The sequence below is a fragment of the Neobacillus sp. D3-1R genome (assembly GCF_052180215.1).
Lineage (GTDB): Bacteria > Bacillota > Bacilli > Bacillales > Cytobacillaceae > Pseudoneobacillus.
The window spans coordinates 1,815,129-1,836,740 of record NZ_CP197471.1 but is presented as its reverse complement, the minus strand read 5'-3'; the positions used below and the strand labels follow the sequence as shown (position 1 = coordinate 1,836,740).

Annotated in this window: 22 protein-coding genes; 3 read left to right on the top strand and 19 right to left on the bottom strand. The window is 37.7% G+C overall.

The features are described from left to right. Window positions 1–145 precede the first annotated feature (145 nt). The gene (gene glsA / locus ACSBPO_RS09300) at window positions 146–1,075 is read left to right on the top strand and encodes a glutaminase A (RefSeq protein WP_442599782.1); all 930 of its coding nucleotides are present in this window, start codon (window positions 146–148) and stop codon (window positions 1,073–1,075) included. A 350-nt stretch (window positions 1,076–1,425) separates the two neighbouring features. Here glsA and ACSBPO_RS09295 read toward each other — a convergent pair whose 3' ends face one another. The 5 genes from ACSBPO_RS09295 to ACSBPO_RS09275 form a co-directional block, all read right to left on the bottom strand. Further along, on the bottom strand, window positions 1,426–2,898 hold the full coding sequence (locus ACSBPO_RS09295) for an amidase family protein (RefSeq protein ID WP_442599781.1): 1,473 nt from the start codon (window positions 2,896–2,898) through the stop codon (window positions 1,426–1,428). Between the two features lie 101 nt (window positions 2,899–2,999). Further along, window positions 3,000–3,773 carry an alpha/beta fold hydrolase gene (locus ACSBPO_RS09290; RefSeq protein WP_442599780.1) on the bottom strand — a complete coding sequence of 258 codons (774 nt, stop codon included), beginning with the start codon at window positions 3,771–3,773 and terminating at the stop codon, window positions 3,000–3,002. 295 nt (window positions 3,774–4,068) lie between these two features. Next, complete coding sequence (htpG, locus tag ACSBPO_RS09285; RefSeq protein ID WP_442599779.1) at window positions 4,069–5,949, bottom strand: molecular chaperone HtpG; 1,881 nt, start codon at window positions 5,947–5,949, stop codon at window positions 4,069–4,071. A 221-nt stretch (window positions 5,950–6,170) separates the two neighbouring features. Then, a complete protein-coding gene (locus ACSBPO_RS09280) occupies window positions 6,171–7,538 on the bottom strand; it encodes an FAD-binding oxidoreductase (protein WP_442599778.1) in 1,368 nt (455 codons plus the stop codon). 87 nt (window positions 7,539–7,625) lie between these two features. After that, window positions 7,626–8,156, bottom strand: coding sequence for a hypothetical protein (locus ACSBPO_RS09275; protein WP_442599777.1), 531 nt, complete (start codon window positions 8,154–8,156; stop codon window positions 7,626–7,628). Window positions 8,157–8,309: 153 nt separating this feature from the next. On the opposite strand from ACSBPO_RS09275, the gene ACSBPO_RS09270 reads away from it, so the two are divergent. Together ACSBPO_RS09270 and ACSBPO_RS09265 are read left to right on the top strand one after the other, a co-directional pair. After that, the gene (locus tag ACSBPO_RS09270) at window positions 8,310–8,909 is read left to right on the top strand and encodes a peroxiredoxin (RefSeq protein ID WP_442599776.1); all 600 of its coding nucleotides are present in this window, start codon (window positions 8,310–8,312) and stop codon (window positions 8,907–8,909) included. 105 nt (window positions 8,910–9,014) lie between these two features. Continuing rightward, window positions 9,015–9,722, top strand: coding sequence for a class I SAM-dependent methyltransferase (locus tag ACSBPO_RS09265; protein WP_442599775.1), 708 nt, complete (start codon window positions 9,015–9,017; stop codon window positions 9,720–9,722). Between the two features lie 56 nt (window positions 9,723–9,778). Here ACSBPO_RS09265 and ACSBPO_RS09260 read toward each other — a convergent pair whose 3' ends face one another. From ACSBPO_RS09260 to ACSBPO_RS09195, 14 genes are all read right to left on the bottom strand, one after another. Continuing rightward, complete coding sequence (locus ACSBPO_RS09260; protein ID WP_442599774.1) at window positions 9,779–10,228, bottom strand: OsmC family protein; 450 nt, start codon at window positions 10,226–10,228, stop codon at window positions 9,779–9,781. A 127-nt stretch (window positions 10,229–10,355) separates the two neighbouring features. Then, the gene (locus ACSBPO_RS09255; RefSeq protein WP_442599773.1) at window positions 10,356–10,541 is read right to left on the bottom strand and encodes a 4-oxalocrotonate tautomerase; all 186 of its coding nucleotides are present in this window, start codon (window positions 10,539–10,541) and stop codon (window positions 10,356–10,358) included. A 12-nt stretch (window positions 10,542–10,553) separates the two neighbouring features. Next, the gene (locus ACSBPO_RS09250; protein WP_442599772.1) at window positions 10,554–11,834 is read right to left on the bottom strand and encodes a TRAP transporter large permease; all 1,281 of its coding nucleotides are present in this window, start codon (window positions 11,832–11,834) and stop codon (window positions 10,554–10,556) included. After that, window positions 11,831–12,310 (bottom strand): TRAP transporter small permease, encoded by a 480-nt coding sequence (locus ACSBPO_RS09245; protein WP_442599771.1) that lies wholly within the window; start codon window positions 12,308–12,310, stop codon window positions 11,831–11,833. The genes ACSBPO_RS09250 and ACSBPO_RS09245 overlap by 4 nt, the downstream gene beginning before the upstream one ends. A gap of 16 nt (window positions 12,311–12,326) precedes the next feature. Further along, complete coding sequence (locus ACSBPO_RS09240; RefSeq protein WP_442599770.1) at window positions 12,327–13,358, bottom strand: TRAP transporter substrate-binding protein; 1,032 nt, start codon at window positions 13,356–13,358, stop codon at window positions 12,327–12,329. Between the two features lie 265 nt (window positions 13,359–13,623). Then, the gene (locus tag ACSBPO_RS09235; protein ID WP_442599769.1) at window positions 13,624–14,412 is read right to left on the bottom strand and encodes a 2-keto-4-pentenoate hydratase; all 789 of its coding nucleotides are present in this window, start codon (window positions 14,410–14,412) and stop codon (window positions 13,624–13,626) included. 2 nt (window positions 14,413–14,414) lie between these two features. After that, window positions 14,415–15,440, bottom strand: a complete 1,026-nt coding sequence (gene dmpG / locus ACSBPO_RS09230) for a 4-hydroxy-2-oxovalerate aldolase (RefSeq protein ID WP_442599768.1) — start codon at window positions 15,438–15,440, stop codon at window positions 14,415–14,417. Between the two features lie 17 nt (window positions 15,441–15,457). Further along, window positions 15,458–16,348 (bottom strand): acetaldehyde dehydrogenase (acetylating), encoded by an 891-nt coding sequence (locus ACSBPO_RS09225; protein ID WP_442599767.1) that lies wholly within the window; start codon window positions 16,346–16,348, stop codon window positions 15,458–15,460. A 13-nt stretch (window positions 16,349–16,361) separates the two neighbouring features. Further along, window positions 16,362–17,141 carry a 2-keto-4-pentenoate hydratase gene (locus ACSBPO_RS09220; RefSeq protein WP_442599766.1) on the bottom strand — a complete coding sequence of 260 codons (780 nt, stop codon included), beginning with the start codon at window positions 17,139–17,141 and terminating at the stop codon, window positions 16,362–16,364. Window positions 17,142–17,513: 372 nt separating this feature from the next. Continuing rightward, entirely contained in the window at window positions 17,514–18,971 is a 1,458-nt protein-coding gene (locus ACSBPO_RS09215; RefSeq protein WP_442599765.1) for an aldehyde dehydrogenase, read from the bottom strand. Window positions 18,972–18,983: 12 nt separating this feature from the next. Continuing rightward, entirely contained in the window at window positions 18,984–19,445 is a 462-nt protein-coding gene (locus ACSBPO_RS09210; RefSeq protein ID WP_442599764.1) for a RidA family protein, read from the bottom strand. Further along, the gene (locus ACSBPO_RS09205; RefSeq protein WP_442599763.1) at window positions 19,442–20,458 is read right to left on the bottom strand and encodes an amidohydrolase family protein; all 1,017 of its coding nucleotides are present in this window, start codon (window positions 20,456–20,458) and stop codon (window positions 19,442–19,444) included. The genes ACSBPO_RS09210 and ACSBPO_RS09205 overlap by 4 nt, the downstream gene beginning before the upstream one ends. Then, window positions 20,443–20,982 carry a 3-hydroxyanthranilate 3,4-dioxygenase gene (locus ACSBPO_RS09200; RefSeq protein WP_442599762.1) on the bottom strand — a complete coding sequence of 180 codons (540 nt, stop codon included), beginning with the start codon at window positions 20,980–20,982 and terminating at the stop codon, window positions 20,443–20,445. Before ACSBPO_RS09200 ends, ACSBPO_RS09205 begins: the two co-directional genes overlap by 16 nt. 58 nt (window positions 20,983–21,040) lie before the next feature. Then, the gene (locus tag ACSBPO_RS09195) at window positions 21,041–21,589 is read right to left on the bottom strand and encodes an FAD synthetase (RefSeq protein WP_442599761.1); all 549 of its coding nucleotides are present in this window, start codon (window positions 21,587–21,589) and stop codon (window positions 21,041–21,043) included. Window positions 21,590–21,612 lie beyond the last annotated feature (23 nt).

The window sequence follows — 21,612 nt, the reverse complement described above, 5'->3', positions numbered from 1 at the left end:
CATCCCTCCTATAAATTATTTTTATCTTATCCTATTTTTTAATGTCTTAAAATCTTCATTTTTGATTATATATTTTCCACTAAACGTTCACTACTTGTCTAATATTTATGACAACCAAAGCCTTATACTAAAAATGGTGATGTATATGCAATGTCGTTCAAGTGAAGAATTAATGAGTTTTGTACAAGAAGCGAAAACGATGACTCAGTACGGAAAAGTTGCTAACTATATTCCTGCCCTCGGGAAAGCCCATCCAAATGATTTAGCGATTGCCATACAATACCCTGATGGCATTAGTTTTTCAGCTGGCGATATCCAAAAACGTTTTACCTTACAAAGTATCTCTAAGGTGATAAGTTTAGCTCTCGTTTTAATGGATCGTGGTTCAGAATATGTCTTTGAACGAGTAGGGATGGAGCCTACTGGAGATCCGTTCAATTCGATTGCTAAATTGGAAACAATGGCTCCTTCCAAGCCATTAAATCCGATGATTAATGCAGGTGCACTGGTTGTAACCCATATGCTTGTTGGACAATCTGTCGAGGACAGGTTTCAGCGGCTATTAACCTTTACACAAGAACTAGCAAATGATACTACAATAGGCTACTGTAAAGATGTAGCCCAATCTGAATTTGAAACGGCTCATCTCAATCGTTCCTTAAGCTATTTTTTAAAACAACATCAAATTATTGATGAGGATGTGGAAGAACTAATTGATCTATATACCAAACAGTGTGCGATAGAGATGAACACCTTAAATTTGGCACGAGTCGGGATGATTTTTGCGATGGATGGAAATGACCCACTTACTGGAAAACAACTCATGTCAGCAGATGTGGCCCGTATTTGCAAAACTTTTATGGTTACCTGTGGAATGTACAATGCTTCAGGGGAATTTGCGATAAAAATAGGTATTCCCGCTAAAAGTGGAGTATCTGGGGGAATAATGGGAGCTGTTCCTTGTAAGTTTGGGGTAGGTGTTTTTGGTCCCTCATTAGATGAAAAAGGCAATAGTATCGCAGGAGTGCACTTACTAGAGAGTTTATCAAAGACTTATCATTTGAGTATGTTTTAAAAGGCCACACATGAATGTGTGACCTTTTTTTAATAAATGGCTATGTTCAGAATTAGTGTTGATTTTTATTTATAGGACACACAATCCGTTATTTCCTTAAAATAGGCGGTTTTTACTAATTTAGCGGACTCAGATGCCGTTAAACACTATATTTCATCATCAAAAGGCCTATTTTAGTGAAATAGCGGAACTATAGTCCGATAATCCTCTAAAAACAATGATTTTCGTAATATAACGGAAACTGTGTCCGATAAAATGTATGTTATCGGACTGTTGAGGATTCATTTTTTTAACACTACTACTTTAGCCATTTGGTCAAATCAACAGAGATATTTAACATAGCCTAATAATTAAAGTGACAAATTTGGCTGTTTACGGTGTTTGGTTGCTTGTTCAAAAGAATAGGCTAATTTGATTAATGTCCCTTCACTGAAAGCTCCTCCCGCAAACGATACTCCAAATGGTCTGCCGTTTTCCATATATCCAGCTGGAAAAGCTATGGATGGATAACCAGCTTTGGCACTTATCGTGGACCCTATATATGATGGGAAAAGAATGGCATCAAGATGATAATTTTTTAAAGAATAATCCAAACCTTGGTCTTGTGAAAAATAGATATCGTCAAGCCTAGCTCTTAAATATTCTGGGTTTCTTAATGTGTTCGGTAATTTTTCTCTAAACTCTAACATACCTTGCCCATATTTAAGGGCTTTTTCTTCATGATTTCTATTAAATTCTATTAATTCAGAATCGGTATGGACTGGTAGCTGAGCCGGCAGTTTTGAAAGGTAATTATTAAAGCTATGCTTCATTTCATAAATGTTAACTCCCCAGCTCCAATCACGGTGAAACGATGGGATTTCAATCTCTTCTATGACTTCAGCTCCCTGCCCGCATAAATCATCGATAACTTGCTTAAACAGATTTTCATCATATTCACCTGATTGATAATAATCATAATAATCTGTGTTAAAAACTCCAATTCTCGCTCCCTTTAATCCATTTATATCTAAGTATTGGGTATAATCCTGTTCCACCCTACCTTCACTTTTATAGGTTGCTGGATCTTGTGGATCCACACCTGTTAAAGCACCTAATAATATAGCCGCATCTGTAACATTTCTTGCAAAAGGCCCCGCCGTATCCTGTGAATAGGTAAATGGAATAATCCCGGTCCTGCTAATTAATCCAACGGTCGGTTTAATACCTACAACGGAGTTTTGAATCGCGGGACTTAGAATGGAGGCATCCGTTTCAGTACCTACAGACAGAACAGTGAAATTAGAAGCAACTGCAGCAGCTGAACCTGAACTTGACCCTCCGATAAAAAATTCACCCGGTCCATAAGGATTTAAAACCAGTCCCCCTCTTGAACTGTATCCAGCCCACATATCACGTGACATGGCATTGGCTAACTCTGTCATATTCGATTTTCCTAAAATAACAGCACCAGCTTGACGTAACTTTTCTACTAGGAAAGCATCCTTTGAACTAAGATGGTTCTCTAAAGCTAATGTGCCTGCACTGGTATGCATGGAATCATTTGTTTCAATATTATCTTTTAGTAGTACAGGGATTCCATGAAGGGGTCCTCTTGAACCTTTTAACTTTCTTTCCTGATCTAATCCCTCAGCAATAAAAATCGCATGGGGATTAATTTCAAGAATGGAATTAATCTTGGGACCATCTTGGTCAAATCTCGCAATTCTATCAAGATAGTACATCACTACCTCTTTAGAAGTGATGATGCCATTATTCATCGCATCTTGGATCTCATTTATGCTAAGCTCTTCTTTTAAAAATTGATTGAATTTTATCTCCATTTATATCTTTCATCCTTAAAAAAATTATTTTGTATAAAATTTTATAGAAACAAGCCCATATTCCCACTCCTAACCTTAAATCTTTCTACTTGTCGGTAATTCTACATTTCTTTTAAATCTTTGATAAAATTCTTCACCACTTCACCGGCAACCTTTGGCTGCTGCATCCAAACAAACGCATGCAAGGAGTCTTTGATATGAACAATTTCATATGACTTTACAAAACTCGCAAATGTTTTCATGCTATTCATTATTTTTTCGTTTTGGCTTTCTTCCTCACTCGGAAGGAATAAAATCGGACAACTGATTTTTTTATAATATTCTTCAAATCGAACATCCCAATAGTTTTGAATATACTCTGTTCTAACGTAATTTTTATAATGACTTACAAAAAGCCCCTCGTCCGTTTCTTCTAGATAACTTTCAAAGTAGGTTCGAAAGTAATCATTCCAGAGCTCATCCTTTTCAAGGGACTCTCTTATTTCTGTTAAATAATCTGCTTTAGATGGATAAATAGGTAGTATTCTTTCAGCTAGTTGTTTGCTCCGGTTCTGCTTCTCTAGTTCTACCTCTTCTTCTGTGCCACTAAATAGTCCAAATTCTCCAAACTCATTAAATAACGCTCCTTCGCAGACTAGCGATAAGACCAATTCGGGATGTGTTGCTGCTAAGCTAAGTCCCACCTCTGCCCCCATGGAACTACCCACGATATGACACTTACTAATCTCTAATTCTTCCAGAAGCAAGTATAGATCGTTCGCCATATCATCAATATGGTAACCTGTTGGTGGTTTACTGGATTTCCCCTGCCCACGTAAGTCAGGTACAAGAATGCTATACTCCTTCTCAAAAAGAGGAACAATACCATTCCACATTTGTAGCGTACCCCCACTATAATGAAGGAACAGTATCGTAGGCTCATGTTCTTTTTTATAATGAATATTTAAGTCAATCGAATTTTTTAGTTTTATCATTTGCTCTTTAATTGTCGTAACCCCCAAAATAAAAAAATTCAGACAAATCCATACCTATGTAAATATTACCAAAACGATGTCAACATGACTAGTTAGATCTTCCCTTTAACAAATTAACGCACCGGGGGTCAGACCCCCGGTGCGTTAATTCGTTAAAGCGTTATTCTTTTATATCATTCTTTCTTTTTGCTCTTACTTATTTCATGATTTTACAGATGTTATTAGTGAATTCTACTGGATCTTGAATTGGAAGTCCTTCAATCAGAAGAGCTTGGTTGTACAGTAGATTTGTATATAAGTCTACCTTATCTTTGTCGTTTTCAAATGCATCTGTTAGCGATTTAAACACTTCATGGTTTGCATTAATCTCTAAGATTTTTTCTGCTTTCATGTTTGGATTATCAGGCATCATGGCTAAGATTTTTTCCATTTCGATTGTTAACTCACCGTCTGTTGAAAGACAAACTGGATGTGATTTCAATCGTTTAGATACTTTAACGTCTTTAACCTTACCTGCTAATGTATTTTTCATATAATCAAATAGTTCCTTGTGTTCATTCGCAACGGCTTCTGTTTCATTCTTATCATCTTCTGATTCAATACCTAAGTCTCCACTTGCAACTGATTTGAATTCTTTTTCTTTATAGTTCACTAACATTCTAATTGCAAATTCATCGATATCATCGGTAAAGTATAAAATTTCATAGCCTTTTTCTGACACAAGCTCTGTTTGTGGCAGCTTTTCTATTCTTTCATACGATTCACCAGATGCATAATAAATATATTTTTGATCCTCAGGCATTCTTGAAACATACTCATCTAACGTAATCAATTTCTTTTCTTTAGAAGAGTAGAACATTAACAAGTCTTGCAGCTCTTCTTTATGCATTCCATAATCGTTATAGACGCCAAACTTCAATTGTCTACCGAAGGATTTATAAAACTCTTCGTATTTTTCTCTATCATTTCTCAATAAGCTTTGTAATTCACTCTTAATCTTCTTGCTGATATTTTTAGCAATTAACTTTAATTGGCGATCATGCTGTAGGATTTCTCTTGAAATATTTAAGGATAAATCCTCAGAATCTACCATCCCTTTTACAAAGCTAAAATGATCAGGTAATAAATCAGCGCATTTATTCATAATCAAGACACCATTCGAATACAGCTCTAATCCTTTTTCAAATTCCTTTGAGTAATAATCGAACGGGATTTTTTCTGGAATATAAAGAATCGCATTATATCTGATAGACCCATCCACGCTGATATGAACATGCTTAATCGGTTTGTCAAAACCATAATGTTTTTCTTGATAGAATTTCTCGTAATCTTCTTCTGTTAACTCATTTTTATTTTTACGCCAGATTGGCACCATGCTGTTAATGGTTTGTTCTTCTTTGTAATCTTCCCAGTCGTTTTCACTGCCTTCTTTTAGGCGTCTTGAGGTTACTTCCATTTTGATTGGATAGCGTATAAAGTCTGAGTATTTTTTAATAATAGACTTTAATTGATATTCCTCTAAATACTCATCATATGACTCTTCTTCTGTATTCTCTTTGATTTTTAAAATGATTTCAGTACCAATTGCATCCTTTTCAACAGGCTCGATGGTGTATCCATCAGCACCAGTAGATTCCCATTTATAAGCTTGGTCACTGCCTAAAGCCTTACTAATAACTGTCACAACATCGGCAACCATAAAGGCCGCGTAAAATCCAACACCAAACTGACCAATGATATCGTGGCCATCCTTAATTTCATTTTCTGTTTTAAACGCTAGTGAACCACTCTTAGCAATAGTCCCTAAGTTAGTTTCCAGTTCTTCCTTTGTCATTCCAATTCCTGTGTCAGTAATTTTTAAAAATCTATTTTCGTGATCCGTTTCCACGTTAATATAATAGCTGTCTTTCTCAAAGCTTAATGAATCATCCGTTAACGCTTTGTAATAAATTTTATCAATCGCATCACTAGCATTCGAAATTAACTCTCTTAAAAATACCTCTTTCTTTGAATAAATGGAGTTAATCATCATTTCTAAAAGTCTTTTGGATTCTGCTTTAAATTGTGTTTTGGACATGAAAACCTCTCCTTTTTAGAAATATGTAATAATTTTATATTAGCACTCTTCTAACCTGAGTGCTAACAATGTTATATTTTTTTAATATCACATCTTCCATTTATGTGTCAATATATCCCTTTTATTAATAAGCAAAAAAATACATCGTCACTAAGTAACGATGTATTCATGATATGATTTTGTTTTTCAACCTCTCACCAGTATCTCAAACTTCACTTTTATTATTCATCCGGAAAAATCTTACCTGGATTTAAAATCCCCTTTGGATCTAGTGCCTGTTTAATCATTTTCATCGTATCAAGTGCTTTCCCATGCTCCTGCCGTTGATATTTTCTTTTTCCAACACCAACCCCATGTTCACCTGTACAAGTCCCACCTCTTGCAATGGCATATTCTACAATATGAGAATTAAGCTTAGATGCCAATTCAACTTCTTCCATGTCATGTATGTCAACCATAAAAAGCACATGGAAATTTCCATCGCCTACATGTCCAAGTATCCCGCCTTCTATACCCGCTTTTTCTATGGCTAGACGTGTATCATCAATAGCTCCTGCTAATTCATCGATAGGCACACTGACATCGGTAACCATCAGTTTTTTTCCTGGTGCCCCATGGATATAGGCATATGCTAAATTATGACGTGCTTCCCATAATTGATTAACGGCTTTCGTGTCCTCTTCAAATTGAAAGTTTTGGCAGCCAGCATCCTGTACAATTTCTCTGGTAAATTCAATATCTTGAATAAGTCCTGCCGAATTACCGTGAAATTCTAAAAATAATGTTGCCTGTTCCGCATAGGAAGTTCCACTATGCTTGTTTACTTGTTTCATAGAATGAGCATCCACTAGTTCAACACGTGCAATAGGTATACCGGCAGAAAGAATGCCAACTACTGCCTGAACTGCATCACTTGTAGTCAAAAAAGATGCTCGAGCAGCCATTGTTACTTCTGGTATGCCATACACTTTAACTGTTATTTCAGTAAAAATTCCCAATGTACCTTCTGAACCGACAAACAAACCGTTTAGATTGTAACCGGACGATGACTTAGCTGCTAACCCACCTGTATGTATAATATCACCATTTGCCAGGACTACTTCTAAATCTCTTACCTGATCACGCATGACTCCATACCGAACGGATGTTGTTCCGCTAGCATTAGTAGCAGCCATCCCACCTAATGTTGCATCTGCACCAGGATCAACGGAAAAAAATAAGCCATATTTCTTTAATTCTTTATTTAACTGTGTTCTTGTCACTCCAGGCTGCACTTTTACTAAAAAATCCTTTTGGCGAACCTCTAAAATATTATTCATTAAAGACGTATCCAATGAAATGCCGCCCTTGTATGGAATCACATGCCCTTCAAGGCTGGACCCCCGACCAAACGCAATAACAGGAATATCATTTTCATAAGCAAACTTCATAATTTTCGAGACTTCTTCCTTATTTTCAGGAAAAACAACAATATCAGGAAGAACTGGTGTGTGATACGATTCATCTTTACTATGTTGCTCTAATATCGTTTGATTGGTTGTGATTCGGTCAGCAGATATTAATTGGCTTAATTCAAGAGCGAGATTCATATGGTACCTCCATTTGAATAGATAAACTATCTTTATCTTAACATTTTTCCAGACAAATCTGAATAATAAAACCAAGTCCTATTTTATCTATAGAGGAATGGCTGATTCTACTAAACTTAAAACGGAAGCTTCATCAACCCCACCAAGGTCAAAATGGAGGTCATAAACCACAGTTTGATCAATAAATAAAAACACATGGACTTCTTCCTTTTTACTTCCCTCTAGTAGATCGGATTTCGTAATCACTTCGATTGCCTTTATTTTTGTATTTTTGAGTTCCACCTTTTTCTCGATTTCATTATGATTGGGTACTAGTTCCCCTATCTCTTCCGAATAACCCAATCCATCAATTCCACCAATCGCTATACCATCTTTAGAGAAAGTAACGGAATCGAGTCCTTGATTGACAGTCCACTGTTTAGAAACGTTTACCTGTAAATGATCAAGTTGGACTACAGACATTACTTGCATTTCTTCCACTTCCGCCGAATTAGCATTCTTTGATAACGAATTCTGTGACATTTGATTATTATGTTCCTCTATAGGTCCATTTGAAATTTGAGAACAACTAGTTAGTAGTAAACACATTAAAAGTAAAGTTATAAAACTCGTCTTCATATACTCTCTTCTTCCTTCCATTATTTATTTCCATTTATAACAACGGAACAAAATGTAAAAAGTTACAATCTAAATAAAAAATAAATAGGCTCAACTAGACAAATCCCCAATCATAGACTACTACTGTCGAAATCTATATTTTGGGGTGAAAAAATGGACTTTAAAGACAATTGTATCCTCCCTTTCTGTGCCCAAACAACCGATATTGCACCATCTTTTTTTGCGGAAGCCTATGATCCAATTCAAAAGAAAATTAGAAATATTGCATTAGGCGATTATCGTGGCAAATGGGTTATCTTATTTTTTTATGCAAGTGATTTTACATTTGTTTGACCGACAGAATTGGCAGCGGTCGCTGCTATTCATGAACAATTTAAGTATTTAAATGCAGAAATACTTGGGATTAGTACAGATAGTGTTTACTCTCATAAAGTTTTTACAGAAGTCTCCAAGTCTGCCTCCAAGGTCACCTTCCCTCTTCTAAGTGACCGAACTCATGAAATTAGTAAAGCTTATCGCGTTTTGAACCCGAAAACTGGCGCTACCTTTAGAGCAACAGTTATCGTTGATCCTGAAGGAAAAATTGTCTCAAAACTGGTTAATCCTTTAGAAGTCGGCCGAAATGTGTATGAAATTTTAAGATTGCTACAAGGAATTCAATACGGGAGACAAACAGGCGAAGGTGTTCCAGCAAATTGGGTACCCGGGCAACCTGGAATCATCCGTGATCCTTCCCAAATTGGAAAAATTTAAAACTGGATGGTATTAGCCATCCAGTTTTTCACAGAATTTCGTCATATAACTTTTTGAACCCTCTATCCGCCACTATCATAAAATGGTCAAAAAGGGAGTGAGCTAATGCCGTATACATATTTAGATTTCCTCTCCAAGTTTGGAATAGGTGGTGCACATCCTGGAGGACTTGCACTAACTAATGAACTACTTTCAAAAGAAAATATCACAAAAGACTCTCATATTCTAGATGTAGGCTGCGGTACAGGGCAAACCTCTGCTTACCTTTATAAAAAGTATCATGCTCATGTGTATGCTTTAGAGAACAATCCAAGAATGCTTAAGAAAGCTAAAAAACGATTTACAAAAGAGCAGTTACGCATTCCTCTCATAAATGCCCAGGTTGAGTTGATTCCAGTAAAGGACCATACTATTGACTTTGTTTTATCTGAATCCGTTCTTGCTTTTGTTAACAAATCTGCTGCCTTGAGAGAAATTTTTCGGGTATTAAAAAATGAAGGAAGGCTAGTTGCAATCGAAATGACACTTAATCAGGAAATCAATCAACATGCTCAACAGGAGATAAAAGAATTTTATGGTGTGGATTCCCTTTTAATGGAGGATGATTGGAGAACATTGCTTTTAGGTAGCGGATTTACAGACATCGAAATCAAACAAAAATCGATCTCTGACTTTCAAATACCAGAATTCCAGCCATCTAAAATCATAGCACCGGAATTACATGAAATTGCAAGGAGACATCAGTATATGTTATTAAAATACCAACATATCTTAACTCACCGTACCATCACTGCAACAAAACGAAACTCCTGATAGGAAGGTTTTGGCAATCTCCCTATCAAGAGTTTACCATAATTTAATTATGACAATTACTCAATGATAGCTACTTTTGGTTCAACTGAAATAAGGATACTATTTCTTAAGGTTTGTGAAATAAAGCATGCTTTTTCCGCTCTAACAGCCAGCTCTTCTAACTTTTCAACTGTAACTTGTGCGTCAGGACGAATGGAAATCACCGGTTTATGAACGATTTGCTTAAAATGTAATTTTCCTTCTACTTTGTCTACTGTGCCTTCAGAAACAACTTCCAATCTTGCTATTTCAATTTTTCGATTACTAATCATGGCTGATAGCGTAATCATATAACAATTGTTAGCTGAGGAAATGAGCAGCTCTTCTGGATTTGAACCAATACCTGGTCCATCAAATTCCTTTGGTACAGAAACTGTAATATTTAAGCCGCCTTCAGACTGAATCGTGCCAGTACCATTTCGATCCCCTTGCCAATTACCTTTTACAGAAAAGTGGGAACTTTCCATTGCTATTCCTCCATCCTTTTTTAAAAATATACATTTATTATATTACTATTTTGGTAATATGGTAAATTTTCTCTGTCTTTTTAATAATGAAAAAAATAGCCGCCATTCGAGGCGACTACTTTTTCATTTATAGTTCATCCTTTGTTATTCCACCAACACCCCAAAATTTCTTTGGAACCTCGTTTACCACGACGCGAACCTGGTCTGCTCTTACCCCTAGACATTTCACTGTGGAAGTTGTTAAGTCTTTGATTAATTCCTTTACTTGTTCATCCGTCCGACCTTCGAGAATCTGTACTTGAATGATTGGCATTTTCCACCTCTATTAATATCCTAATAGATTTGGAATCAACAAGGTTGTTTGATCCCAATACGTAATGATGAACAAAATAACAATTCCTAAAAGCAGTAGCGGCATAACGGCTCTGACTAATTTTTCAAATTTAATCTGAGCAATAGATGAAACAATAAATAACCCTGTACCTACTGGCGGTGTTAACAAGCCAATCGTTAAATTGATGCAAATAATGACACCAAAATGAATTGGGTCTATGTGGAAAGCAGTCACCAAAGGCATAAGAACTGGTACTAAAATAATTAAGGCGGCAATACCATCAATTAATGTTCCAATTAATAAAAGGAAAAGGTTTACTAAAAGTAAAAAAACGAACGGATTTTCTGAAATAGATAACATAGAATTAGCTATCATTTGAGGAATTTGTTCAAAGGCGATCATCCAGCCGAAAAGATTTGCCATGGCAATTAAGAAGGTAACCGTAGCTGTACCTGTAACGGTGTTAACTAAAATGCTCGGCAAATTTTTAAATTTGAGTTCTTTATAAAAAAACATTCCCACAATAAATGCAATAACACTAGCGATACCAGCTGATTCTGTTGCAGTGAAGGCACCGCTTAAAATTCCGACAGTTATGATAATCGGAACTAACAACGCTGGCATGACTCTTACAAAGGAATGCCAAATTTGCTTAAAATTAGATTTTTCGCTTTTAGGAAAATTATTCTTATAACCCATATAGGCAATCATACCAATAAATCCAATTCCGAAGATGATTCCAGGAATTATTCCAGCCATAAACATTGCACCAATAGATGTACCGGAAAGTGTGCCGTAAATGATGAATATCATACTAGGAGGTATGATGGGAGCTACAATGGAAGATGCCAATGTTAACGCAGAGGCAAAATCTCTCGTATAACCCTCTTTTTCCATTTCTGGCACCATCACTTTACTCATCATGGCAGCCTGAGCATTGGCCGACCCCAATATAGATGCTAAAAACATATTGGCGACAACCGTTACATAAGCTAGACCACCCCGTACGTGCCCAATTAATACCTTCGTAAAAGAAACTAACCGATTGGTTATTCCTCCACTATTCATTAATTCTCCTGTTAACATAAATAACGGAATAGCTAATAACCCATAGTTCTCCATACCTGAATAAAGTCTTTGCGGAGTTGATTCAAGTAATATGGTATTTCCAGTTGTTAAAAAATAGACGATTGTCGTCATTCCTAGGACTAAAGAAATTGGAATCCCCATTAGCAGAAACACCAAGAATGCTAGGACCACTAAAAACATCATTTCGATTGGCCTCCTTTTATGATTTCTAGGAGATTGTTTAAAATATGAATGGTAGCAAAGGAGAATCCTACTGGAATAATGGTATAGGGAATCCACATTGGTAATAATAGAGCACTAGACTTTTGAATTGCCACGTTTGGCGAACTAATCCATTTAAAACAGTAGAATAATATGATAGCCATGAACAATAACATAAAAAGATGACCGACGATGAAAACGATTTTTTTTACTTTTTCGGGTAAATAATCCGTTACGATGGAAACCGAAGCTTGCATCTTGTATTTCAGCCCTAAACTTCCCCCTAGGAAGGTAATGTAGATTAATAGAAAAATAGATACTTCTCCAGCCCAAAATAATGGCTCATTTAGGACATAACGGAAAATAACTCCTAGTGCTACTACGACAGCCATAGCAAACATGAGGACCATAGCCAGTTTCTTTTCGAAACTGGCTATGATATCACTAATATATCTCACCTTTTAACCCCCAAACCTATTTACGGAATGTATCAATAAACTCCTGAATTAATGGATCTGTTGGTCCATATTTTTCATCAAATTGCTTCATGTAAGGTTCAAATAAAGTTTGATCGATTTCATAAATTTTCATACCAGCATCACTTAATGTCTTTTTGAATTCTTCCTCTTGTGCTGAACGAGTCGTTACTGCATATTCAGCAGCTGCCTTAATAGATTCTTCAATAATTTTCTTATCGTCGTCAGACATATTATCAAACGTATTCTTATTCATCATTGCCACAGCCGGCCATACCATATGGTTTGTCACTGCGCCATATTTAGCAACTTCATAATATTTATTGGTAATGGTTGCATCTAAATCCATATCCATCCCATCAATAACACCTGTTTGAACGGCCGCATATACCTCAGGAAGTGGAAGTGACTCTGGTGATGCTCCTAATGATTTGTAAAAATCTTGAAGTGGTGGGCTTGGGGTTACACGGAAGCGAATACCTTTCATGTCTTCAGGTTTAAGAACTTCTTTATCCTTAAATAACATGACTCGGTTACCAGCAAATAAGTAATCTAAGCCTTTAATCCCCTGGTCATCAAGCGTTCCTAAAATCTTTTTCGCCACATCAGTATCTCGTGCAGCATTAGCACTTTCTAGATCCTTAAAAGCATAAGGAGCAAACCAAGCTGTAAATGCGGGTGCACGTGAACTTAAATACGCTGCTGTAATAAAACCAAAATCAACAGAGCCGGCAGAGATTTGTTGTACCATATCCGCTTCCGTTCCTAATTGACTGGCCGGATAAATTTCAAGCTGCATGCGTCCATCCGATCGCTTATCTAATTCTTCTTTGAATTTTTCTGCTGCTTTATGCCACATATGATCAGTAGGTGTAATATGAGCTAACTTAAAATTGTACGTTTTTCCTTCTTCTGTTTTCGGTTCACTTGAACCTTTTGTTTCTGAAGATGTGTTTTGACTGCAAGCTGCGGTAGTTAATACTAGCGCAGTGGTTAAAAATGCAATACCCCATTTTTTAATCCTTTTCAATTCCTTACACCCCTTTTAAAATGTAATCCTAAACAAAATGAAAACGCTCTCATTTTCAATCCTTCTTGGTACAAGTTGATTGTTCTTAATCGGATTATACGCCTTGCAACAACATGGAAGTGTAAAACAATTAACATATTCCGTGACTTTTATCACTATATTTTGAATATTCTAAACCATTAATTAATCTCTATTTTTAGTAGTTAGTTTAATAGTGTTTTAAAATACTTTAATGAAATAAAGCACAGGGTCAAAACTACGCACTTTATTTACATGTAAAAGACACACTTCCTAATTCAGCAAATTCTACATGGATGGTATCATTCGGCTCAAAGGCAATAGCTTCTGATACAGCTCCACTTAATATAATATCTCCCTTTTTAATACCTTTCCCTTTTTCACCTAGTTTGTTCACTGCCCAAGCAACTGAGGTTGCAGGATGTCCTAACACCGCAGCACTTGCTCCTACTTGTTCCACTCGACCATTTTTTGTCATGACCATCCCTAATTGTCCTAAATCAAGGGTTTCTGGTGACATCCATTTGCTGCCGATGACAAACTTGGCAGAAGAACAATTATCTGCAATTACATCTGCCAATGTAAATTTAAAGTTCAAATAGCGACTATCAATTATTTCAATAGCAGGTGCCACATATTGTGTAACGCGTATGATATCTTCAGCTGTCACATCGGTACCTATTAAATCTTCTTTGATAAAAAAGGCAATTTCAGGTTCTGCCTTTGGATGTATAAGCTGATGAAAATTCATCGGCTCCCATTCTAGTGATAACATGTCATCAGTAAGATAACCGTAAATCGCTTCATGGACACCCATCATTTGTTGTTTTGCTTTACTCGTTAGACCGAGCTTTAATCCAATTCTTTTCGCACCATCTGCTTCTCTTCTTTGAATTAATTTTTCCTGTATGGAGTAGGCTTCGTCAAAACTTAAATCAGGATACTGATCCGTTACCTTTATAACCTCACGTCGTTCTTTTTCAGCTGAATATAAATATTTAACAATTTCCATATCCCTGCCTTGAGTTACTGTCATTTTTACACCTCCACATTTCTTCTGGCTAACTCTGACGCCACTTCTAGAATCATGTCTTCTTGACCGCCTACGACCTTTCTTTTGCCAAGCTCTATTAAAATATCTCTAGGGTCTAAACCAAAGCGTTTCCCAGCTCGTTCTGCATGAAGTAAAAAGCTTGAGTACACACCTGCATAACCTAAAACGAGACTTCCTTTATTGATTTCTTGCGCACGCGGAAGCATGGGACCGACAATGTTTTCGGCCAGATCCATCATTTTGTAGATATCAATCCCTAAGTTCATTCCCATTCTGTCTAATACGGAAAGTAAAACCTCGGTTTGAGCATTACCGGCACCTGCTCCTAAACAACGAACACTGCCATCAATTCGAGTGGCCCCTTCTTCAATGGCTACAAGTGTATTAGCAACTGCCAAGGACAGATTATTATGAGCATGGAAGCCAACTTCAATAGTTAACGCGTTTCGTAACGCTGAAATTTTTTCACGTACCTCATGCTGTAAAAGTGCCCCAGCTGAATCAGTGACATAAACAGCCTGAGCCCCATAGCTTTCCATTAACTTTGCCTGCTCAACTAACTTTTCAGTTGGAACCATATGGGCCATCATAAGAAAACCTAATGTTTCCATCCCCAGCTCTCGAGCCACACTTATATGCTGTGCTGATACATCTGCTTCTGTTACATGCGTAGCAATTCGAACCAATCCTGCTCCCAATTGATAGGCTTGTTTTAATTCATGAACCGTTCCGATTCCAGGTAGAAGCAAAACAGCGACTGTTGCTTGCTTACATTCCTCAACCGCTGCCTCAATCAACTTCATTTCATCCACTAAAGATTTGCCATATTGAAGCGTTGACCCGCCCAATCCATCACCATGACTGACTTCAATATAGTGCATTCCTGCTTGGTCTAATGCTCTAGCGATTTCCCTTACTTGGCTTTCTGTATATTGATGTGCCATCACATGACTTCCATCTCGGAGGCAAACTTCAGTCATCTTTATAGGACTATCACTTTTTCTAATCATCGTTATCACCTTGCTTTCTATCTAACTTGATTTACATTGTTCAAGGTCTGCATCTGACGGGCAAAATCCTCAGCCACACGAGTTGCTGCAGCAGTCATAATGTCTAAATTGCCTGCGTAAATGGGAAAATAATCTCCTGCACCCTCTACTTCAAGAAAAACCGTTACACGGTTTTCATCAAATAATGGTTCTTGTTTTAGGCGATATCCCGGTACATATTGCTTTACGGTATGAACCATCTCATAAATGGAGTTCCTAACAGCATCTTCATCCATATTTTTCACTTCACAATAAACGGTATCTCTCATTAATATAGGTGGATCAGCAGGGTTAAGGATAATGATGGCTTTACCTCTGTCAGCACCACCAACTTCTTCAATTCCCCGTTTCGTTGTAATGGTAAATTCATCTATGTTTGCTCTTGTTCCAGGACCTGCACTCTTACTAGAAATGGTTGCAACAATTTCTGCATATGTAACATCTGCCACGCGATTTACCGCATGAACAATCGGAATCGTTGCCTGTCCCCCACATGTAATGAGGTTTACATTGGAATGCTCTTCATTGGATGAAAGGTCAACTGCTGGGCAGAAAAATGGGCCAACTGCTGCAGGTGTTAAATCAATCGCCAGTTTTCCTAGCTCTTTTAAAATCTTGGCATGTCTAATATGCGTTTTGGCGGAGGTGGCATCAAACACAATATCCGCTATTTCAGGATTTTCCTGTAACGCTTGAATTCCATTTGAAAACACATGATACCCTTTTTCATGGGCTCGTTTTAATCCATCAGATTCTGGATCAATTCCAATCATCGCTGTTAATTCGATGATTTCGCTTCTTTCAAGTTTATACATAAGGTCTGTACCAATATTTCCAGAGCCAATAATAGCTGCTTTCATTTTATTCAAGCTATTCACCTCTTTACTCAAATTTCACCGAAACAGACCCTAACGGACCAAAATGGGCAGAAAAACTATCTCCTTCTTTCACCGTAACTGCAGCATGTAGTGCTCCAGGAAGAATCAGTTCTCCCGCTTTTAGCGTCATATCAAACTCATTCAATTTATTCGCTAACCAAGCGATTGCATGTGCTGGATGCCCAAGTGCTGCGGCGCCAGCCCCTGTTGAGATTAACTCTCCATTGTTGTATAAAACCATCCCTAAACTACGAAGATCCAATCCGTCTATTTTTGTAAGTTTTGTACCGACCACAACCTTTGCAGATGAACCATTATCTGCTACCGTATCGACTAATCCGATCTTCCAATCTGCAATTCTACTATCGATAATTTCTAGGGTTGGCACAATATATTCCGTTGCCATTAAGACATCCAAAAAAGTTACCTTAGGACCTTTCAGATCTTCCTTTAGAATAAAACCAATTTCTGCCTCCACCTTAGGGCTAAGCATATCCGACACTTTTACCCTTCCACCATCTTCAACTCGCATATCATCGAGTAAATGTCCATAATCAGGCTCATCGACCCCAAGCATTTTTTGCATCGCTGTACTCGTTAATCCTACTTTTTTTCCAATGATGGTACGCCCTTCCGAGAGTTTTTTCTTTATCACTTCTAGTTGAATTTGGTAGGCATCCTCTACATTTAAATCTGAATATTGTTGAGTAAGTGGAGAGATTGCCTGTTTGCTTTTTTCCGCTTCAAGCAGAACACTGGCTATATCTTTGACTAGTAAACTCATACTTTCACTTCCTCTCTTTTTAAACAAATGGCTGTGATAAAGCGTAGTGTTGATATTATAGTTGTTTATCGGACACAGGTTCCGCTATCTTAGCAAAATACCCGTTTTTCTAAGTTTATAGGACACAGAAACCGTTATATCCTATTTATCAGTGGAAAATGACATACTATAGGTGCAATAACGGAACCATAGTCCGATAATCCTCAAAAAATGAACATTTTCTTAAAATAACGGAACGTGTGTCCTATAAATTTGCAAAGCTTATTTAAAACCGCTGCTTAGCCGCCATTTTAGCCATATATGATGCCATTACAACAACGAGATTTAAAACATCCAAACAAATAAAGAGTGACAGCGCACTCTCTATTTGTTTTATAGTTTCATCGTTATGGTTTTCGCCTCTGTGTAAAATTCAAAGCTATGACGGCCACCTTCACGGCCAATTCCACTAGCTTTTGAACCTCCAAAAGGCGTTCTTAAATCCCGGTAATACCAGCAATTAATCCATAAAAGTCCTGCATTTACCTTTGCTGCGACACGATGGGCACGGCGTAAGTCATTTGTCCAAACCACGCCTGCAAGACCATAAATAGAATCATTGGCAATTCGAATGGCATCCTCTTCCGTCTTAAACGGAATGACGGTTAACACTGGACCGAATATCTCCTCTTGCGCTACCCTCATTTTGTTATCGACATCATATAACACGGTTGGTTCAAAGAAGTTACCCTCTTCTAAACCGACAATTCTTTTTCCACCAATCGCAAGCTTTGCTCCTTCTTCCAGACCGATTTGAACATATTTTTCAACGGTTTCTAGATGGCTTTTCGAAACTAAAGCTCCCATATCCGTTTCTTCATTTAACGGATCGCCCACTTTAATCTTTTTCACAGCATTCACGAACTCATCTAAAAAGAGATCATAAATGCTTTCTTGAACGAGTAATCTCGATCCTGCTAAACAAATTTCTCCTTGATTTCGGAAAATGGCTTCAATGGACCCTGCTACTGCTTCCTCAATATCCGCATCCTCAAAGACAATATTTGCTGATTTCCCTCCTAATTCCAAGGAAACTGGAATCAGCTGAGAAGCAGCGTTTTGCATAACCGTTTTTCCGGTTGTACTTTCCCCAACGAATGAAATTCGTCTAACATGTGGATGTGTTGTCATAGTTGTTCCAACGGTTCCACCTGGTCCCGTTAGGATATTTAAAACTCCTGGTGGCAATCCCGCTTCATTGGCAATTTCACCAAGCATAACGGCACTTAAAGGCGTGTAGGAAGCAGGTTTTACTACCACAGTATTTCCAGCAGCCAGTGCAGCTGAAGCCTTCCATGTCATTTGCATAAATGGCAAATTCCACGGAATGATTAAACTCGTTACTCCTGCCGGGGCATATTTTGAATACGACATGAATCTGGACTGGTCATAGTGTTCATGATTGATATAGTTCGCCATCTCTGCAAAAAAACGTAAATTTGACGCTGCTCTTGGAATATCAAATCCACGGCTTTCTTTTATTGGCTTCCCAACATCAAGGGTTTCCACCAGTGCAAGTTCATCAACTCTTTCCATGACCAGGTCAGACATGCGGCAGAGAATTTTTGACCTTTCAGCTACAGGAAGTTCACTCCATATACCGCTTTCAAAGGTCTTTTGTGCGACTTCAATTGCCTGCTTCGTATCCTGTTCGTTTGCCTTTGCTACACTCGCCAACTTTTGATTTGTGGCCGGATCAACGGTGTCAAAGGTCTCACCCGAAATCGAATCCTTATATTCTCCATTTATAAAAAGCTTAGCATCCTTAATCACTTGTTGTTGAATCTTCATAGGATCCTCCTTTTACTCCTCTACCTCTACGATCATTTCCACTTCCACTGCATTATTATTTGGAAGTTGAGCCATTCCAACGGCAGAACGGCCATGTTTCCCTCTTTCACCAAACACTTCAACTAGTAAATCGGAGGCACCATTCATGACCTTTGGCTGGTCGGTAAAATCAGAGGTGCTATTGACAAACCCAAGTATTTTGACAACCCTCTTCACTTTGCTTAGCTCTCCAAGTTCCTGTTTCAATACTGTTAGAAGATTTACCATGCATTGTCTTGCCGCCTGATAACCTACTTCTATCGTTACATCTTCTCCCAATCTTCCTCGATATTCATCGGTTCCCTGACCTGCAGTAAAGATAAGATTCCCAGTTCGGACACAGCTAACATAATTCCCAGCTGCAGCTCGCGGTGATGGTAAAGTAATACCTAGCTCCGCTAATCTTTCTTCAGGAGTAAGTGTTTCATTTTTCATAATTTCACTCCATCCTTAACAGGGATATTTAAAAAACGAAGCGCATTTTTTCCAAACATTGCATCAGTTTGTTCTTCTGTCAGTCCAAGCGTTTCATCAATGACCTTACCGGGATGTACCTCTCTTAGCAAGAAAGGATAATCCGAGCCCATAATTATTTTTTCATGACCAAAATTTTGGATTAAATAGTTTAAATTAATCGGATCATTGACAAGTGAGTCAAAATAAAACTTTTTAGCATAAAAGCTTGGTGGCTTATCGAGTAATCGTAAATGCGGCCATACCTTCCACCCTTGGTCGAGACGTGGTAGTAAGTATGGTAAGGAACCTCCACCATGAGCAAAACAAATCTTTAAATTTGGAAATTTATCCATTACTCCGCCCAAGATTAGACTTGCACCTGCTAGAGCAGTTTCACTTGGCATTCCCACTGTGTACATTAAGTTATGGCGAGGCATGCGTTCCTTTCCAAGGGTTTCCCACGGATGGATAAATAATGGAACATTCCACTTCTCTGCCATTTCAAAAAAAGCAATAAAGGAAGGATCATCAAGATTCTTTCCATTTACATTTGTACCAATTTCAATTCCCTTTAACCCCAATTCATGAATACAGCGATCCATTTCACGGATGGCAACCTCTACATCCTGCATAGGAACAGTACCTAGACCAATAAATTTGCTAGGATACTCGGCACAGACCTCTGCTATGAAATCATTTTGAATACGGGCAAGCATTTCCGCTTCAGCGGCTGGAGCCCAGTACGAGAAAGTAACAGGAATAGGAGACAACACTTGGATATCGACCATTTCTCTTTCCATATCATTTATTCGCTTTTCTGGACTCCAAACTTGATCGGTTACTTCACGGAACACTTTTCCAGCAACCATAATATTCGCTCCACACGCACATGTCCGTTCTAAAGTCGGCCACTTTTCCCCTGTCAAGTGCTTTGTTAGTTCTGTAAAGTTTTCAGGAATGATGTGAGTATGAAAATCTACTCGCATTTCCATTCACTCGCTTCTGGTGGCATCATATGACCGCAATTTTTACATTTTCTTAATTCTTCATTTCCATTAAAGCCAGCGATTGCTTCTTTGACTTGTACTTCAATATTGGTCAGTTGAATGGTGACGCGATGCATTTGGTGATCACATTCATCACAGAACCAAACAAAGTCCTCCAGTTCACCTTGCGCACGGTTACGTTCAATAACTAATCCAATCGTATCAGCTACACGATGCGGGGAATGCGGAACATTAGCAGGCAGGTGGAACATTTCCCCCTCTTTTACTTCAACCACTTCTCGCTTTCCTTCATCGTTAATGACTTCTACATAACAGCTTCCTTTTATTTGATAAAAAATCTCTTCAGATGGATCCACATGGAAATCACGTCTTTTATTCGGTCCACCTAAGAGCATGACCATTAATTCCGCATCCTTCCAAATGACTTTATTATTTACAGGCGGCTTTAACTGATCTTTGTTTTCCTCAATAAATTTCATAAGATTAATAGGTAAAAATTTTGTAGCCATAAAAAATCGTCTCCCTTCCTATTCCATTAATCTAGTATTTTTTAAAAAAATGATTTACCTATACAAGCCGATTTTCATTTGACGGCCATCCAAGTAATAAATTGGATAGATGACGGTCTCCTTGGGATATCAATTGACGAATTCTAGTAGAAGAAATCGTTTTACCATTTGGACAACAAACAGGTTTACTCACCTTCACCTTAAAATACTGTTTTAGTAGATTTAGATCTCCCTCGCGGTTAAAACCAAAACGGAAATCCTCTCCTACATTTATTTCTAAAGGATTCAGTTTTGACAGGCTCTCTATGAATTCATATGCACTTCGTTTAGCGTAGGTTTGATCAAAAGAAGTAACAAATACATGATCGACACCTAACGATTCTAGCCTGGCTAATTTTTCAAAAAGAGGAGTCAAAACCCTTACTCCTTGGAAATAAACGCGAGGTGGAGGATCAAATGTATAGATCAGACTTGGTACCTTTAGTTGCTTACTTCTTTGTACTGCTTGCTTTATAACTGTTTGGTGCCCTCGATGCACACCATCAAAGGCTCCAATAGCAACAATCGAGCTAGGCAATGTAAGAGAAGTGTTATAATGTGTTTCCATTTGTCCTACTCCTCCCGAGAATG

Bases quoted from the DNA above. Each gene is read 5' to 3' on its own strand.
- glsA (WP_442599782.1), top strand. From the start codon at position 146: ATGCAATGTCGTTCAAGTGAAGAATTAATGAGTTTTGTACAAGAAGCG.
- ACSBPO_RS09295 (WP_442599781.1), bottom strand. From the start codon at position 2,898: ATGGAGATAAAATTCAATCAATTTTTAAAAGAAGAGCTTAGCATAAAT.
- ACSBPO_RS09290 (WP_442599780.1), bottom strand. From the start codon at position 3,773: ATGTGGAATGGTATTGTTCCTCTTTTTGAGAAGGAGTATAGCATTCTT.
- htpG (WP_442599779.1), bottom strand. From the start codon at position 5,949: ATGTCCAAAACACAATTTAAAGCAGAATCCAAAAGACTTTTAGAAATG.
- ACSBPO_RS09280 (WP_442599778.1), bottom strand. From the start codon at position 7,538: ATGAATCTCGCTCTTGAATTAAGCCAATTAATATCTGCTGACCGAATC.
- ACSBPO_RS09275 (WP_442599777.1), bottom strand. From the start codon at position 8,156: ATGAAGACGAGTTTTATAACTTTACTTTTAATGTGTTTACTACTAACT.
- ACSBPO_RS09265 (WP_442599775.1), top strand. From the start codon at position 9,015: ATGCCGTATACATATTTAGATTTCCTCTCCAAGTTTGGAATAGGTGGT.
- ACSBPO_RS09260 (WP_442599774.1), bottom strand. From the start codon at position 10,228: ATGGAAAGTTCCCACTTTTCTGTAAAAGGTAATTGGCAAGGGGATCGA.
- ACSBPO_RS09255 (WP_442599773.1), bottom strand. From the start codon at position 10,541: ATGCCAATCATTCAAGTACAGATTCTCGAAGGTCGGACGGATGAACAA.
- ACSBPO_RS09250 (WP_442599772.1), bottom strand. From the start codon at position 11,834: ATGATGTTTTTAGTGGTCCTAGCATTCTTGGTGTTTCTGCTAATGGGG.
- ACSBPO_RS09235 (WP_442599769.1), bottom strand. From the start codon at position 14,412: ATGACAGTAACTCAAGGCAGGGATATGGAAATTGTTAAATATTTATAT.
- dmpG (WP_442599768.1), bottom strand. From the start codon at position 15,440: ATGATTAGAAAAAGTGATAGTCCTATAAAGATGACTGAAGTTTGCCTC.
- ACSBPO_RS09220 (WP_442599766.1), bottom strand. From the start codon at position 17,141: ATGAGTTTACTAGTCAAAGATATAGCCAGTGTTCTGCTTGAAGCGGAA.
- ACSBPO_RS09215 (WP_442599765.1), bottom strand. From the start codon at position 18,971: ATGAAGATTCAACAACAAGTGATTAAGGATGCTAAGCTTTTTATAAAT.
- ACSBPO_RS09210 (WP_442599764.1), bottom strand. From the start codon at position 19,445: ATGAAAAATGAAACACTTACTCCTGAAGAAAGATTAGCGGAGCTAGGT.
- ACSBPO_RS09205 (WP_442599763.1), bottom strand. From the start codon at position 20,458: ATGGAAATGCGAGTAGATTTTCATACTCACATCATTCCTGAAAACTTT.
- ACSBPO_RS09200 (WP_442599762.1), bottom strand. From the start codon at position 20,982: ATGGCTACAAAATTTTTACCTATTAATCTTATGAAATTTATTGAGGAA.
- ACSBPO_RS09195 (WP_442599761.1), bottom strand. From the start codon at position 21,589: ATGGAAACACATTATAACACTTCTCTTACATTGCCTAGCTCGATTGTT.